The sequence below is a fragment of the Microbacterium sp. CCNWLW41 genome, assembly GCF_037083505.1.
On sequence record NZ_JBAOJP010000008.1, the window covers coordinates 113611 to 126926 of the forward strand.

15 protein-coding genes and 1 riboswitch are annotated in these 13316 nt (G+C 71.8%); of the genes, 1 reads left to right on the forward strand and 14 read right to left on the reverse strand.

Translation table 11 applies throughout. The annotated features are described in order from the left end of the window. Positions 1-4: 4 nt before the first annotated feature. The 10 genes from V6R91_RS25160 to V6R91_RS25205 form a co-directional block, all read right to left on the reverse strand. Complete coding sequence (locus V6R91_RS25160; protein WP_231821316.1) at positions 5-415, reverse strand: MmcQ/YjbR family DNA-binding protein; 411 nt, start codon at positions 413-415, stop codon at positions 5-7. A 32-nt stretch (positions 416-447) separates the two neighbouring features. Next, a complete protein-coding gene (locus V6R91_RS25165) occupies positions 448-1902 on the reverse strand; it encodes an MFS transporter (RefSeq protein ID WP_271060052.1) in 1455 nt (484 codons plus the stop codon). A gap of 163 nt (positions 1903-2065) precedes the next feature. Further along, positions 2066-2419 (reverse strand): hypothetical protein, encoded by a 354-nt coding sequence (locus tag V6R91_RS25170; protein ID WP_271060051.1) that lies wholly within the window; start codon positions 2417-2419, stop codon positions 2066-2068. 47 nt (positions 2420-2466) lie between these two features. Next, positions 2467-2943: a 6,7-dimethyl-8-ribityllumazine synthase gene (ribH, locus tag V6R91_RS25175; RefSeq protein WP_271060050.1), complete on the reverse strand. Its 477-nt coding sequence runs from the start codon at positions 2941-2943 to the stop codon at positions 2467-2469. Further along, on the reverse strand, positions 2940-4241 hold the full coding sequence (ribA, locus tag V6R91_RS25180) for a GTP cyclohydrolase II (RefSeq protein ID WP_336397522.1): 1302 nt from the start codon (positions 4239-4241) through the stop codon (positions 2940-2942). The genes ribH and ribA overlap by 4 nt, the downstream gene beginning before the upstream one ends. Then, positions 4238-4909, reverse strand: coding sequence for a riboflavin synthase (locus V6R91_RS25185; protein ID WP_336397523.1), 672 nt, complete (start codon positions 4907-4909; stop codon positions 4238-4240). The genes ribA and V6R91_RS25185 overlap by 4 nt, the downstream gene beginning before the upstream one ends. Beyond that, the gene (ribD, locus tag V6R91_RS25190; RefSeq protein WP_336397524.1) at positions 4909-5958 is read right to left on the reverse strand and encodes a bifunctional diaminohydroxyphosphoribosylaminopyrimidine deaminase/5-amino-6-(5-phosphoribosylamino)uracil reductase RibD; all 1050 of its coding nucleotides are present in this window, start codon (positions 5956-5958) and stop codon (positions 4909-4911) included. Before ribD ends, V6R91_RS25185 begins: the two co-directional genes overlap by 1 nt. Before the next feature lie 55 nt (positions 5959-6013). Continuing rightward, positions 6014-6166: riboswitch (FMN riboswitch) on the reverse strand. Between the two features lie 68 nt (positions 6167-6234). Beyond that, entirely contained in the window at positions 6235-7110 is an 876-nt protein-coding gene (locus V6R91_RS25195) for an Fpg/Nei family DNA glycosylase (RefSeq protein WP_336397525.1), read from the reverse strand. Between the two features lie 54 nt (positions 7111-7164). Then, complete coding sequence (locus V6R91_RS25200) at positions 7165-7734, reverse strand: GNAT family N-acetyltransferase (RefSeq protein WP_219085071.1); 570 nt, start codon at positions 7732-7734, stop codon at positions 7165-7167. Positions 7735-7782: 48 nt separating this feature from the next. Next, positions 7783-8652: an oxygenase MpaB family protein gene (locus V6R91_RS25205; RefSeq protein WP_336397526.1), complete on the reverse strand. Its 870-nt coding sequence runs from the start codon at positions 8650-8652 to the stop codon at positions 7783-7785. A gap of 72 nt (positions 8653-8724) precedes the next feature. Between V6R91_RS25205 and V6R91_RS25210 the strand changes: the two genes are divergently transcribed. After that, positions 8725-9384: a TetR/AcrR family transcriptional regulator gene (locus tag V6R91_RS25210; RefSeq protein WP_336397527.1), complete on the forward strand. Its 660-nt coding sequence runs from the start codon at positions 8725-8727 to the stop codon at positions 9382-9384. Between the two features lie 30 nt (positions 9385-9414). Here the strand turns inward: V6R91_RS25210 and trpS are convergent, their stop codons facing one another. From trpS to V6R91_RS25230, 4 genes are all read right to left on the reverse strand, one after another. Then, positions 9415-10419 carry a tryptophan--tRNA ligase gene (gene trpS, locus V6R91_RS25215; protein WP_336397528.1) on the reverse strand — a complete coding sequence of 335 codons (1005 nt, stop codon included), beginning with the start codon at positions 10417-10419 and terminating at the stop codon, positions 9415-9417. Between the two features lie 100 nt (positions 10420-10519). Beyond that, positions 10520-11068 (reverse strand): hypothetical protein, encoded by a 549-nt coding sequence (locus tag V6R91_RS25220; protein ID WP_271060044.1) that lies wholly within the window; start codon positions 11066-11068, stop codon positions 10520-10522. 154 nt (positions 11069-11222) lie between these two features. Continuing rightward, on the reverse strand, positions 11223-12062 hold the full coding sequence (locus tag V6R91_RS25225; protein WP_336397529.1) for an exodeoxyribonuclease III: 840 nt from the start codon (positions 12060-12062) through the stop codon (positions 11223-11225). A gap of 49 nt (positions 12063-12111) precedes the next feature. Then, positions 12112-13308 carry a YihY/virulence factor BrkB family protein gene (locus V6R91_RS25230; RefSeq protein WP_336397530.1) on the reverse strand — a complete coding sequence of 399 codons (1197 nt, stop codon included), beginning with the start codon at positions 13306-13308 and terminating at the stop codon, positions 12112-12114. Positions 13309-13316 lie beyond the last annotated feature (8 nt).

Sequence of the window (13316 nt, forward strand, 5' to 3'; positions counted from 1 at the left end):
CTGCTCAGGACAGGCCCTGCGCGGCCAGCCAGTCGGCGCCGACCGCGGAGGGCACGCGCAGCAGCCAGGCGTCCGTGATGGTCTCGCGCAGCAGGGCGTCGTCGATGGCGCTCAGGCGGATCAGCACGGCCGGGTAGCCCTCGAAGTGCGGGATGGTGAAGAACGCGTCCGGGTAGGTCTCGAGCAGCGCCGCCTTCGCCTGCGGCCCGTCGACGCGCACGCCCACCACGGTGTCGTCGGGCCAGTCGAGCCCGAGGGCGCCGAGCTGCTCCAGGTCGCGCTTGCTCGGCGGGCGCTCCCAGACGACCAGTCCGGCGGCCGTGCGCCAGGTCGCCCCGCCGCGATGACCGTCCACCTTCTCGGTCACCTGCGGGAGCGCGAGCGCGATCCGGCGCACATCCTCGAGCGTCGCCATGCGGTCAGTGTAGGCGGCCGACGGCGACGCCGCTACGGCTGCGCGGCGATCCCGAGATCGTCCTCGTAGGCGTGGTCCTTGGTCTCGGGGGTCAGCAGCAGCGCGATGAACGTCAGCACCGCCATGGCGGAGAGGTAGACGCCGACCAGCCACGGCGAGCCGTCGCCGAGCGCCCACAGCCACACGGCGATCAGCGGCGCCACCGCCGCACCGAGGATCGAGGACACGTTGTACGAGATCGCCGAGCCGGAGTAGCGGACGTTCGTCGGGAACAGCTCGGGCAGGAGCGCCCCCATCGGACCGAAGGTCATGCCCATGAGCAGGAAGCCGAGGACGAGGAAGCACTGGGTGAGGATCGTCGTCAGCTCAGGGGTCGCCTGAGGGAGGAGGAACAGCGAGAAGGTCAGGCCGAACACGATGATCCCGGCGGTCACCCACAGCAGCAGGCGTCGGCGGCCGAACCGGTCGGCGAGCGGGCCGGAGACGAGGGTGAAGATCCCGAAGAAGACCACGCCGATGATCTGCATGATCACGAAGTGCGTGTACCCGAAGCCCTGCCCCGGGTAGAACTGCGCGGCGAACGCCTCCGGATCGAAGGTCCCGCCCGCTGCCTCCGCCGCCTTCTGCGCGGCGGCCGAGGCGACCTCGAGCGACGCGGGCTTGGTCCCGTACGACAGCGTGAAGTTCGTCATCAGATAGAAGAGGACGTACGTGGCCAGCATGATGAACGTGCCGAGGATCAGCTGCTTCCCGTGGTGTCGGAACACCGTCGCCAGCGGGAGCTTGCGGATCACGCCCCGGTCCGCGGCGCGCGTGAAGGTCTCCGATTCCACGAGCTTCAGCCGCACCCACAGCCCGATGACGACCATGACCGCCGAGAACAGGAACGGCACGCGCCAGCCCCAGCTCAGGAACGCCTCGGACTTGAGACTCGGGTCGGACTCGTGCGGGAGCAGCGCGTTGATGATGAGGAAGAGGCCGTTGGCGATGATGAAGCCCAGCGGCGCGCCGAGCTGCGGGAACGTGCCGTACCACGCGCGCTTGCCCTGCGGGGCGTTCTCGGTGGCCACGAGCGCCGCCCCCGACCACTCGCCGCCGAGCGCGAACCCCTGAGCGAGGCGGAGGATGAGCAGCAGCAGCGCGGCCCAGACGCCGATGTCGTGGAACGTCGGGAGCAGTCCGATGAGGAATGTCGCGATGCCCATCGTCAGGAGCGAGGCGACGAGCGTGGCCTTGCGTCCGAACTTGTCGCCGAAGTGGCCGAAGACGACGGCGCCGATCGGGCGGGCGACCATGGCGGCGCCGAACACCGCGAACGACGACAGCAGCGAGGTGGTGTCGTTGCCGGTCGGGAAGAACAGGGCGGGGAAGACGAGGACGGCGGCCGTCGCGTAGACGTAGAAGTCGTAGAACTCGATCGTCGTGCCGATGAGGCTGGCGAGGATGACGCGCGAGCGCGGGTTGGCAGGTGTGGCGACGGTGGCCATCGGTTCCTCCGGTCGGTGATGAAGCCTCCCCCTCGAGGCTGCTCTCGGTGAGCAGAGGGAGTCTACGGCCGAAGAACCGTGCGGACCGCGACCGACGCGGAATATCGCAGACGACGATGCGGCCGGTCCGTTCCCGGAACCGGCCGCATCGACGACGAGGGGGTCAGCGCCAGAGCAGGCCCATCCCGGCGTTGGCCAGCGTGAGCAGACCGATCAGCCAGAACACTCCGGACGGCACCGCCTCACCGCGCTTCTGGCGCGCGGCGCCGATGCCGAGCATGGCGCCGATCACGAGCAGCACGACGAGCTTCACTCCGATCTTGACGTAGTTGAGGTCGTAGGAGATGCCCCACGGAGCGGCGAGGGCGAGTCCGGCGACACCGGCGATCGCGAGGCCCCAGTCCATGAGCTTGGTGATGCGGCGCTCGCCGCCGAAGGCCTGGGCGGCCCATGCTCCGAAGAGCACGGCGAAGCCGATGAGATGGACGAACACGACGATCAGGCGCAGGGTCTCCATGGCGGAAGCCTAGGCCTGGCGCCGCACCGGCGCTAGGAAGGCGAGCCTCAGGCGCCGCGCAGTTCGCGGATCACGAGGGCCGTCCGCAGCGCGGCGTCCGCCGCTTCCGCGCCCTTGTCCTCGCGGGAGCCGGGGAGACCGGCGCGATCCAGCCCCTGCTGCTCGTCGTCCAGGGTGAGGACGCCGAATCCGACCGGGCGTCCGGCATCGAGCGCGACCCGGGTGAGCCCGTCGGTCGTCGCGGCCGAGACGTACTCGAAGTGCGGCGTGCCGCCACGGATGATCACCCCGAGCGCCACCACCGCGTCGGCCCCGCCCGCGAAGGCGGCCTGCGCCGCCACCGCGAGCTCGAACGAACCGGGGACGCGGACGAGGCGATGCGTGGCCCCGGCCGCGTCGAGGACACGCTGCGCCCCGGCGATCAGGCCGTTGGTGATGGTGTCGTGCCACGTCCCCGCGACGACGACCACGTGGGTGCCCTTCGCGTCGATGCCGCCGGTCTCGGGTGCTCCTGCGCCGCTCATGCGTGCTCCTTCAGCTCGTGCTCGCCGTCGGCGATCTCCTCGGTGCGCGCGAGGGCGGCGGCCAGCTCCGCCTCGCCGATGATGTGCCCCATCCGGTCGCGCTTGGTGGCCAGGTACTGGTGGTTGTTCGGTCCGACGCCGACGATGAGGGGGGCCTGCTCCACCACGTCGAGACCCAGCTCGCGCAGCTGGGAGACCTTGTCGGTGTTGTTCGTCAGCAGACGCACCTTGGACACGCCGAGGTCGGCGAGGATCCCCGCCGCCGCGGCGTAGTCGCGCGCGTCGGCAGGCAGGCCCAGCGCGATGTTCGCATCCACGGTGTCCAGCCCCTCCTCCTGGAGGCTGTAAGCGCGCAGCTTGTTGATGAGGCCGATGCCGCGCCCCTCGTGGCCGCGCATGTAGATGACGATGCCGCCGTCCTGCTCGATCGCGTCGAGGGCGGCCTCGAGCTGCGGACCGCACTCGCACTTCAGCGAGCCGAACGCCTCGCCCGTCAGACACTCGGAATGCACGCGCACCAGCGCCGTCTCCCCGGGCTCGCCGGAGACGACCGCGATGTGGTCGGTGCCCGTCACGCGATCCTTGTAGGCGAGGAACCGGAACGTGCCGTGAGTCGTCGGGACGTTTGCGTCGGCGCGGAGGCTCACCCGCCGCCGGCTCGTCGCCGCCGGCGAGGACTCCTCCCGCGGCTCGTGCTCGTCGAGGTAGGCGATGAGCTGCTCGATGGTGATCACGGGGACCCCGTCGCGGGCGCCGAGCTCCTGGAGGCCGGGCAGCCGCATCATGCTGCCGTCCTCCGCCACGACCTCGGCGATCGCCCCGACCGGACGCAGACCCGCCAGTCGCATGAGCTCGACGGCGGCCTCGGTGTGGCCGCTGCGTTCGCGGACCCCGCCGTCGACGGCGCGGAGCGGGAGGACATGGCCCGGGCGGATGAGGTCCGAGGCCGTCGACGCGGCATCCGCGAGCACGTTGAGCGTGCGCGCGCGGTCCGAGGCGCTGATGCCGGTGGTGACGCCGGCGGCGGCGTCCACGCTCACCGTGTACGCGGTCGAGCGGGCGTCCTCGTTCACCTCGACCATCGGGGGGAGGTTCAGGGCGTCCGCGATGTCGGCGGGCATGGGCGCGCACAGGAAGCCGGAAGACCAGCGCACGGTCCAGGCCACCCACTCGGGCGTGGCCAGCTCGGCCGACAGGATGACGTCGCCCTCGTTCTCGCGGTTCTCGTCGTCGGCGACGATGACGGGCCGTCCGGCGCGCAGCGCGTCGAGGGCCTCGGGGATGGTGGACAGGCTCATCGCGAGCCTCCTTCCGTGCCGGCGTCCGGTGCGCCGGGGGTCTGAGCTGCCGGAGTGTGCGCGCGGAACGCCAGGAGGCGCTCGACGTGACGGGCGAGGACGTCGGTCTCGAGGTTGACCCGGTCGCCGACCCGGAGGGCGCCGAGGGTGGTCGCGGCGAGCGTCTCGGGGATGAGGGAGACCTCGAACCAGTGTCCGCTTGCGACCGTGGGGGCGCTCACGGCGCTGACCGTGAGGGAGGTTCCGGCGACGCTGATCGACCCCTTGTCCACCACCAGCGGCGCCAGGTCCGCAGGCAGGGAGACGCGCAGCACGCTCCACTGCGCACCCGGGCGGACGTCGAGCACCGTGCCGATGCCGTCCACGTGCCCCTGCACGATGTGCCCGCCCAGGCGGGCGCCGACGGGCATCGCCTTCTCGATGTTGACCCGCGTGCCGACCTGCGCGTCGGCGATCGCCGAGACGTCGAGGGTCTGCTTCATGACATCGGCGTCGAAGGCGTCCGTCGTGGAGCCCACGACGGTGAGGCACACCCCGCTCACCGCGATCGACTCCCCGTGCACGGCGTCCGAGGCCGCGCGGGGAGCACGCACGGTGAGCCGCCAGCCGTCTCCGGCCGGGACGATCGCGGTGATCTCGCCGACCTCCTCGATGATTCCGGTGAACATCAGGCTGCTCCTTCGGGGGGTCCGTCGTGGTCGTGGGGCGAGGCGGGCCGGGCGATCGCGAGCAGATCCGCTCCGAGGGGCAGCCACTCGTCCACGACGAGGCGCCGCGCCCCGGAGATGTCGTCGACGCCGATGTCCGTCAGGGCGAGCCGGGGGCCTCCCAGCAGGACCGGCGCGATGTAGGCGAGGACGGCGTCCGCGAGCCCGGCGGCGACGAACGCGCTGGCGAGCGTCGGGCCGCCCTCGACGAAGACGCGCTGGAGGCCGCGGTCATGCAGCAGCCGCAACGCTTCGCGGAGGTCGTGTCCGGGGATCAGGATCGGCTCGTGCGGGTGCTGTCGCAGTGCGGCGTCGGCGGGGACCGCACGGCCGCCGATCACGACAGGGACCGGCTGGTGGTCGAGAAGGCGGCCGCCGTCGCGCGCGGTGAGCGCAGGGTCGTCGGCGAGGACGGTTCCCGTGCCCACGACGATCGCATCCGCCCGGGCACGACGGCGGTGCACGTCGGCGCGCGCGGCGGCGCCGGTGATCCACTGGCTCGACCCGTCGGCCGCGGCCGCGCGTCCGTCCAGGCTCTGGGCCCACTTCACGGTGACGTGCGGGCGCCCGAGACGTTGGGCGGTCATCCAGTCGGCGACGACCTCCCTGGCGGCGTCCGCCTGCTCGCCGGCCTCGACGTCGACGCCGGCGCCGCGCAGGCGCTCGGCCCCGCCCCCCGACAGCTCTCCCGGGTCGTCCAGCGCGTAGACGACGCGCGAGACTCCGGCCTCGATGAGGGCGACCGCGCACGGGCCGGTGCGACCGGTGTGGTTGCACGGCTCGAGGGTGACGACCGCGGTGGCGCCGTGCGCGGCGCCGGGGGCGAGGCGGGACAGGGCATCGACCTCGGCGTGCGGGGTGCCGGCGCCGCGATGCCAGCCTTCCGCAAGGGTCTCACCCGTAGGGGAGAGCAGAACGGCGCCGACCTGCGGATTGACGCCGCGGGGACCGCGACGGGCCAGCTCGATGGCGCGCGTCATCGCCGCGCGCTCCGCCGCCGTCGTCGTCATGTGCGTCGTCCCTTTCCGACCTGATCGATGGCTCCGGGGACGCACGTCGAATACTCGCGTGCTGCCTCCTATCCGGACTGACGAGGCTCTGCCTCGCATCACCGTCGGTTCCGGAATTCCACCGGATCGGCCTCGGTCGCGCGGGGCGCGTCCTCGGTTCGCGGACTCTCACCGCCGGTTCGGATTCTCACCGACCCCGGAGCACGTTGATGCTCTGAGTCTCCTCAACGCATCACCCCCGATCTTATTCCGTTGCATCTTTCCCGCGTCTCCGGGTTACTTGAGCAATCGCGAGAGGCGGCGGTCGGCGAGCGTCTTCCCACCGGTCTGACAGGTCGGGCAGTATTCCAGGGACCGGTCCGCGAAGAAGACGCTGCGCACGGTGTCCCCGCAGACGGGGCAGGCCTCGCCGCGTCGGCCGTGGACCTGCATCCCGCGCCGCTTGGCGTCCTTCAGGTCCGCCGGGGGCTTTCCGGAGGCGGCGGCCACCGCCTCGGCCAGGGTGGAGTGCATGGCGTCGTAGAGCCGGGTCACGTCCTCCGGGCCGAGAGAGGCGGCCGCCGCGTACGGCGACATGCGCGCCGCGTGCAGGATCTCGTCCGAGTACGCGTTGCCGATCCCGGCGATCACCCCCTGATCGCGCAGGAGTCCCTTGATCTGCGTGCGTCGCCCCTCGAGGAGCGCGGCGAACGCCTCCCTCGTGAAGGCGGGATCCAGGGGGTCAGGGCCGAGCCGGGCGATCCCGGGGACCTCTGCGGGGTCTCGGACGACGTACACGGCCAGGGACTTCTTCGTGCCCGCCTCGGTGAGATCGAAGCCGCTGTCGTCGTCGAAGGCGACACGGAGGGCGATCGGCGAGCGGCCGGGGCGGACCGGTGTGGTCGGCATCTGCTCGTACCAGCGGAGCCACCCGGCCTTGGCGAGATGGAACACGAGGTGCAGGCCTTCGCCGCCCGGCGCCGCGAGGTCCAGGTCGATGAACTTCCCGTGTCGCTGCACGCCCCGCACGGCGGCGCCGGGCAGCGCCGTCAGCGGCGGGTCGAAGGTCTTGAGCGCGGCGATGGCGGACACCGCGGCGCGCGTGAGTGTCAGACCCGTCGTCCTCTCGGCGAGGAAGTCGACGAGACCCTGGACCTCCGGCATCTCGGGCATGCGCCCATCCTGCCACCGGACGCCGACATCCGTGCCGGTCTCGTCCCCGCTCGGTCAGCCCAGATCCACCGGCCAGTCGACGGGGGAGCGGTCGTCGGTCGACAGCAGACCCGCCGTCCAGCCGTCGTCGCGGCCGCGGTGGCTGACGAGGGCCTGACGACGCGTGCCCTCGAAGCGGAAGCCGAGGCCGCGGGCGGTGCGGGCCGACGGGATGTTTCCCTCCACCGCCTGCCACTGGATGCGGGCGAGGCCGAGGTCGCGGAAACCCCAGTCGACGACCGCGCGGGCCGCCTCGCTGAGGTAGCCGTGCCCGCGTGCGGCGGGAGCGGTCCAGTACCCGAGCTCCGCGTGCCCGCCCGCGCGGTGCTCGGTGATGTGGTGCAGTCCGACGCACGCGATGAGTGACTCGTCGCGGTAGACGCCCCAGACGGCCTCGTTGCCGTCGTCCCAGGCCTGTGCGACGAAGGCGACGAAGTCCTCCGCGTCCTTGCGGGAGTACGGGCTGGGGACCGTCGTCCAGCGCGGGATCTCGGGGTCCTGGCATGCTGCGGTGATCGCGTCGACGTCGGTCTCCGTCGGCGGGCGGAGGACGAGACGATCGGTGTGCAGCACGACGGAATCCATCCCTCCAGGATATCTCGGAGGGGCCGCCACCCCGGTTCCCGACCCCGGTCAGCGCCGGGCGGCGCGGACCTTGCGGTAAGGGTGGGTGTCCACGCGGTCGGTGATCTCCGTGATGAGCCGATCGTAGGGGCGGTTCCGACGCGCGAGTCCGATCAGGCGCCGGGTGCTGCGTCCGGCCCGCCGCAGGTTCATCGGTCGCCCCTCGACGCCGTAGAGGAGAAGCGCCCAGTCCGGCAGGAGGGAGAGCACCCCGTCCTGCACGACGACGGACGTCCACACCGCGATCGGGTTGCCGCGCAGGCGCGGCGCGCGGAGAGTCCGGGTCACCTGGGCGGCGGGCAGGGTGAGCGCCATCCAGTGCCGTTGGTCGTCGATGTACTGTTCCAGGTCGGCTCGGGAGGCGGGCAGCCCGGTGACCTCGCAGCCGACGAGACCCGCGGCGATGTGCTGCTCGCGGACGAAGGCGTCCTGCTCGTCCGGCGTCAGCTCCAGGCCGAAGGCCTCCGACGAACGAAGGAGAGCGAACACGAGAGTGTTGTGGGTCCAGTCGAGCCAGGCCGGCTCGTCGGCGCGGAGCGTCTGCCCGGAGTGCGGGTCGGTCCAGACGGCGTGGGCGTGCATCCGCCGGACCGATGCGGCCGCGGCGTCGGCGTGCGCGCGGTCCCCGAACACCGTGGTCTCGAGGAACCGGCCCGTGCGCTCGCTGCGCCCTGCGGGGTCGTCGTACGCGGCGGTCGCATGGTCGAAGAGGCGCATCATGTTCGGGTTGAGCGCCTGGAGCAGGAGGGCTGCCATGCCGCCCAGCTTGGTGGCGGGGTCGGAGAAGACACGCCAGGAGACGCTCTCCGGTCCGAAGTATCCCTCATCCTCGCGGGCGGAGACGGCGGACGCGGTGACGGGATCGACGGCAGGGGACATGGCACTCCTGGGGTTCGGCGCAACGCGGCGGTCCACTCCACCATATTGGTGGACTATGTCCATACTTGGACTATGTCCGACATTAGCGAAGGTCCCAGTCCCGCCGCTACCGGAAGGCGCGAGCGGAATCGGAGGCGCACGCTGCGGGCCATCGAGCGCGCGGCGATCGGCATCGCCTGCGAATACGGCTACGCCTCCGTGACGGTCGCCGAGATCTGTGCACGTGCCGACGTCGCACGGAGCACGTTCTTCAACTACGTCGCCTCCGTCGACGCCGCCGTCTTCGGCCCCGGGCTCCGGATGATCCCGGAGGAGCAGGCGATGGCGATCCTCGACGCCGACCCCGGGAACATCCCCCGTGCGCTGAACGTGGTCTCACTGGCCTCGGTCGGCAGCGACACGGTCGATCCCCTGGTCATGGCCGGTCGTCGTCGGCTCGTCCGCGAACAGCCCGAGACCCTCGGGCGCTGGGAGGAGACCTTCTCGACGCTGCGGCATCAGCTCGTCGATCTCACCGCCCGGTGGCTGCTCGCGCACCCGGAGCGTCGCGTTCTCGGCGAGGGCCGGGTGGTGCGGGAGGCGCTGCTGCTGGCGAACGCGTCCGGAGCCGTCGCGACCGTCCTCATGGACCAGTGGGCGGATGCGGAGGACGCCGGCACGTTCGCGGCGGGGACGGCGGACTTCGAACGGGGACTCGCCGATCTCAAGCGCGTCCTCGCCGCGCACGGCTGACGCGGTCGGGGGCGCCGGCCCGGCGGAGCGTCAGACGCGGCGGAGCAGGCCGACCTTGCCGTAGACGTCGGCGAGGGTCGCGTCGGCGACCTCGTCGGCGCGGGCGGCGTTCGCCGCGAGGATGCGGTCGAGCTCGGCCGGGTCCGCGAGCAGCTCCTGCGCACGCTCCCGCACGGGCCCGAACTCCTCCACGACGACCTCGGCGAGACCCTTCTTGAAGTCGCCGTAGCCGCGGCCCGCGTACTCGTCCTCGATCGCGGCGACCTGTCGTCCGGTCAGCGCGGCGTAGATCGTGAGCAGGTTGGAGACCCCGGGCTTCTCGTCCCGGTCATAGCGGACGCTGCCCTCGGTGTCGGTCACCGCGCGCATGATCTTCTTCGCGGACTTCGCCGGGTCGTCCAGCAGCCAGAGGACGCCGGCGTCGCTCTCGGCGGACTTGGACATCTTCGACGTCGGGTTCTGCAGATCGTAGATGCGGGCGGTGTCCTTCTGGATCACCGGCATCGGAACCGTGAACGTCGTTCCGAAGCGGGAGTTGAAGCGCTCGGCGAGGTCGCGGGTGAGCTCGACGTGCTGCTTCTGGTCGTCGCCGACCGGGACGACATCGGTCTGGTAGAGCAGGATGTCCGCGGCCATGAGCACGGGGTAGGTGAACAGGCCGACCGAGGTCGCGTCCGCGCCGTAGCGCGAGGACTTGTCCTTGAACTGCGTCATCCGCCCGGCCTCGCCGAAGCCCGTGATGGTGCTCAGGATCCAGGCGAGCTCGGCGTGCGCACGGACGTGCGACTGCACGTAGAGCGTGGACTGCGACGGCTCGATCCCCGCGGCGATGTACTGCGCGGCCGTGCGCCGGGTCTTCTCCCGCAGCTCCGCCGGGTCCTGCGCGACGGTCAGGGCGTGCAGGTCGACCACGGAGAAGAAGGCGTCGTAGGAACTCTGCAGGTCCCGCCACTGCAGCAGCGCCCCGATGTAGTTGCCGGCCTGGAGGGAGTCGGCGGAGGGCTGCATTCCGGAGTAGAGGCGGGGCTTCGTCACGCTCTCAATCCTATGCGGGGCCGGGAGCGCTTCTCGTCGGCATTCGGGGCGGGCGGTATCGCCGGGGCGGTGTTCGCAGACGTGCTCATCCGGGCCTGGTTCACCGCGTGCGGTCCGCCGGCCGCGTGCGCGCACCGGCGTGGTGGTGCAGATGCAGGATGCGCAGCCGCACGCCGTAGAGCGCGATCGCCGCCGTCGTGACGAGGTAGACGACCGCGGCCTGGATGGCGTAAGCGGGGTAGTCGATGACCCAGGGCGACTGCCCGGGGCCTGCCGTCGGGTCGTCGAGCACGGGCGGGAGCACGATGCCGACGGCGTAGCCCGCGACCTGTCCGAGCGCGTACACCCCGAGCCCGAGAAGGAGCGCGACGACCGCCGGACCGGTGTGCTCGCGCCACACCGCCCGCGCGGCACGGTGAGCGGTCGGCGGTGCCCAGGACCCGCGTGCCGGTGCGAACCAGGAGGTCATGGTCGGGGCGAGCAGAAACGCCCCGGTGAGGAGAGCCGCGAGCAGCAGCACTCCGATTCCCAGCAGCCCCTCGCCGCCGGCGCGGCTCCGCATCAGCGCCGGGGTCAGAAGCAGGGCGAGAAGAGGAAGGCCGCCCAGCAGACAGCCGAACCAGGACCTGAGCAGGACGGAGGGATTCACAGTTCCGAGCATCCCGTGAGCGCGACGTCGGGGACACCGGGACATCCCTCCGGGGTTTTCGGGAAAGCCCGCCCGTCGAAGGGCCGTCCACGGCGGCCGTGTCGGTTCCCTGGGTCAGCGGGTCCCCTGGTCGCGAGTCGCCGCGTCAGTGGCCTCAGTACGAGTAGTCGACGATGACGGGGGCGTGGTCGCTCCAGCGCTCGGCGTAGGTCGCCGCACGGGCCACGTGGTAGCCGCCGGCGCGGGCCGCGAGGGACGGCGTCGCCAGGTGGTAGTCGATCCGCCAGCCGCTGTCGTTGTCGAACGCCTTGCCGCGCATCGACCACCACGTGTACGGGCCGTCGATCTCGCCGTGCGCCGTGCGACCGATGTCGATCCAGCCCAGGCCCGGACCCACCGATCCGTCGACACCCGTGATCTCCTCGCCGACGGCGCCCAGGAACCGGTCGAAGTACGCCCGCTCGCGGGGAAGGAACCCGGCCTTGGTGCGATTGCCCCGCCAGTTCTTGATGTCCAGCTCGCGATGGCCGACGTTGAGGTCGCCGGTGACGAGCGCCAGGGCGTCGTTCTCCGCGAGCTGGCCCAGACGGGTGGTCATGGCGTCGAGGAACCGCCACTTCTCGAGCTGCTTCGGAGTGTCGGCCTCGCCGGTGTGGACGTAGGCGCTCACGACCGTGAGCGGCCTCTGCCCGAGGAGGAAGTCCGCCTCGATCCAGCGGCCCGCCGAGTCGAAGTCCTCGTCGCCGAAGTCGGTGCGAGAGGCGAGCGCGGGCTCGCGGCTCACGATGGCGACCCCGGCGCGGCCCTTGGCCGTGGCCTCGTGGTGGACGACGGACCAGCCGGGGAACGCCGCCTCGAGGTGCTCGTCCTGCCCGCGGACCTCCTGGAGCGTCAGCACGTCGACGTCCGCGGCATCGAGCCAGGTGTGCATCCCGTTGCGGACCGCCGCGCGGATCCCGTTGACATTGACCGAGGCGACACGCAGATGAGGCATGTCTCCAGCCTAACGACGGCCTCGGACACGGCGGACCGGGCGGGTGCGGTCAGCCGATCGCGTCGCCGAGGCGGGAGGCGGTGCGGCGGTGGGTCTCGTCGGAGACCTCGGCGTCGGCGACGGCCCGCTCCCATTCCTCCTCCGCCCGGCGGAGGACGCGGCGCGCCCCGGCCCGGCGGTGCCACGGCGCGGCGTCGAGCGCCTCGGCCGCGCGGCGTCGCCGTACGGCGGCGGCGAGCACGAGGGCCTCCTGCTCGGCCCGGCGCGCGGCAGTCTCGTCCTCCTGCTCCAGCGGCTGGTCGCGGTCCGCGGCCGCCACCGCGATCCACGAGCAGGCCACCAGGACGACGACCGCCACCCAGCGGCACCACAGCAGCATCGCGATGACCACGGCGAAGGTCGCGAGCAGCGGATTCGTCGGGGTCCGCGACAGCAGCAGCCCCGCGCCGAGCTGGAGCACGGTCACTGCCGCGCCGCCGAGGGCAGCGCCGGGGACGATCGTGCGCCAGGGGAGGGCGATGCCCGTGAGGAAGCGCACGAGCAGGGCCAGTGCGAGCGCGTCGACGAGGAAGATCACCAGGATGGATCCGACGCGCACGCCGAGCCCGAACGCCCAGGAGGCGGTACTCCACCCGAGCACGTCGAAGAGCCCGGTCAGAGCCCAGACGCCGAGCAGCGACAGAGCCGCCCCGACGAGGAGGGACAGCCCGAAGGCCGCGGCCGCGAGGAGGTCCCGCAGCTTCAGCAGGGCGGCGTTGCGCGGATCCTGGCCGAGGCCGAAGATGTCCCGCACCGCGCGTCGGGTGAAGGTCACCGCGGTGATCGCGGTCCATAGCACCGCGGCCACGGCGATCGCGCCGGTGATCCCGAGCACCCCTCCCGACGCCTGCGCGATCTGTCGGACGTCGGCGGGGGAGGCGAGACCGCGCTCGCTGATGAGACCGGGGATGTAGCCGTTGGCGATCCCGATCAGGGCGTCGACGGCCTCCGCACTCCCGCCGAGCCAGATCCCGGCGGCGGCGAAGGCGATGTAGACGAGCCCGAACAGAGCGAAGAGGCCCTGATAGCTCACTCCGGCCGAGAGCAGGAAGCCGTTGTTGCGCAGGAAGTGCCGCCAGACCCGGACCGGGAACGCCGCCATCGTCCGGCGGGTGAGGGCGGCGGCGCGGTCCAGCGGCTTCTCGAGCCGGGCGATCACCGCGCCCGGATTCCCCGGCACCGGATCACGAGGGGCGGACGCGGACACGTCCCCAC

Bases quoted from the DNA above. Each gene is read 5' to 3' on its own strand.
- V6R91_RS25165 (WP_271060052.1), bottom strand. From the start codon at position 1,902: ATGGCCACCGTCGCCACACCTGCCAACCCGCGCTCGCGCGTCATCCTC.
- V6R91_RS25225 (WP_336397529.1), bottom strand. From the start codon at position 12,062: ATGCCTCATCTGCGTGTCGCCTCGGTCAATGTCAACGGGATCCGCGCG.
- ribH (WP_271060050.1), bottom strand. From the start codon at position 2,943: ATGAGCGGCGCAGGAGCACCCGAGACCGGCGGCATCGACGCGAAGGGC.
- V6R91_RS25205 (WP_336397526.1), bottom strand. From the start codon at position 8,652: ATGTCCCCTGCCGTCGATCCCGTCACCGCGTCCGCCGTCTCCGCCCGC.
- V6R91_RS25185 (WP_336397523.1), bottom strand. From the start codon at position 4,909: ATGTTCACCGGAATCATCGAGGAGGTCGGCGAGATCACCGCGATCGTC.
- V6R91_RS25160 (WP_231821316.1), bottom strand. From the start codon at position 415: ATGGCGACGCTCGAGGATGTGCGCCGGATCGCGCTCGCGCTCCCGCAG.
- V6R91_RS25195 (WP_336397525.1), bottom strand. From the start codon at position 7,110: ATGCCCGAGATGCCGGAGGTCCAGGGTCTCGTCGACTTCCTCGCCGAG.
- ribA (WP_336397522.1), bottom strand. From the start codon at position 4,241: ATGAGCCTGTCCACCATCCCCGAGGCCCTCGACGCGCTGCGCGCCGGA.
- V6R91_RS25210 (WP_336397527.1), top strand. From the start codon at position 8,725: ATGTCCGACATTAGCGAAGGTCCCAGTCCCGCCGCTACCGGAAGGCGC.
- ribD (WP_336397524.1), bottom strand. From the start codon at position 5,958: ATGACGACGACGGCGGCGGAGCGCGCGGCGATGACGCGCGCCATCGAG.
- V6R91_RS25200 (WP_219085071.1), bottom strand. From the start codon at position 7,734: ATGGATTCCGTCGTGCTGCACACCGATCGTCTCGTCCTCCGCCCGCCG.
- V6R91_RS25170 (WP_271060051.1), bottom strand. From the start codon at position 2,419: ATGGAGACCCTGCGCCTGATCGTCGTGTTCGTCCATCTCATCGGCTTC.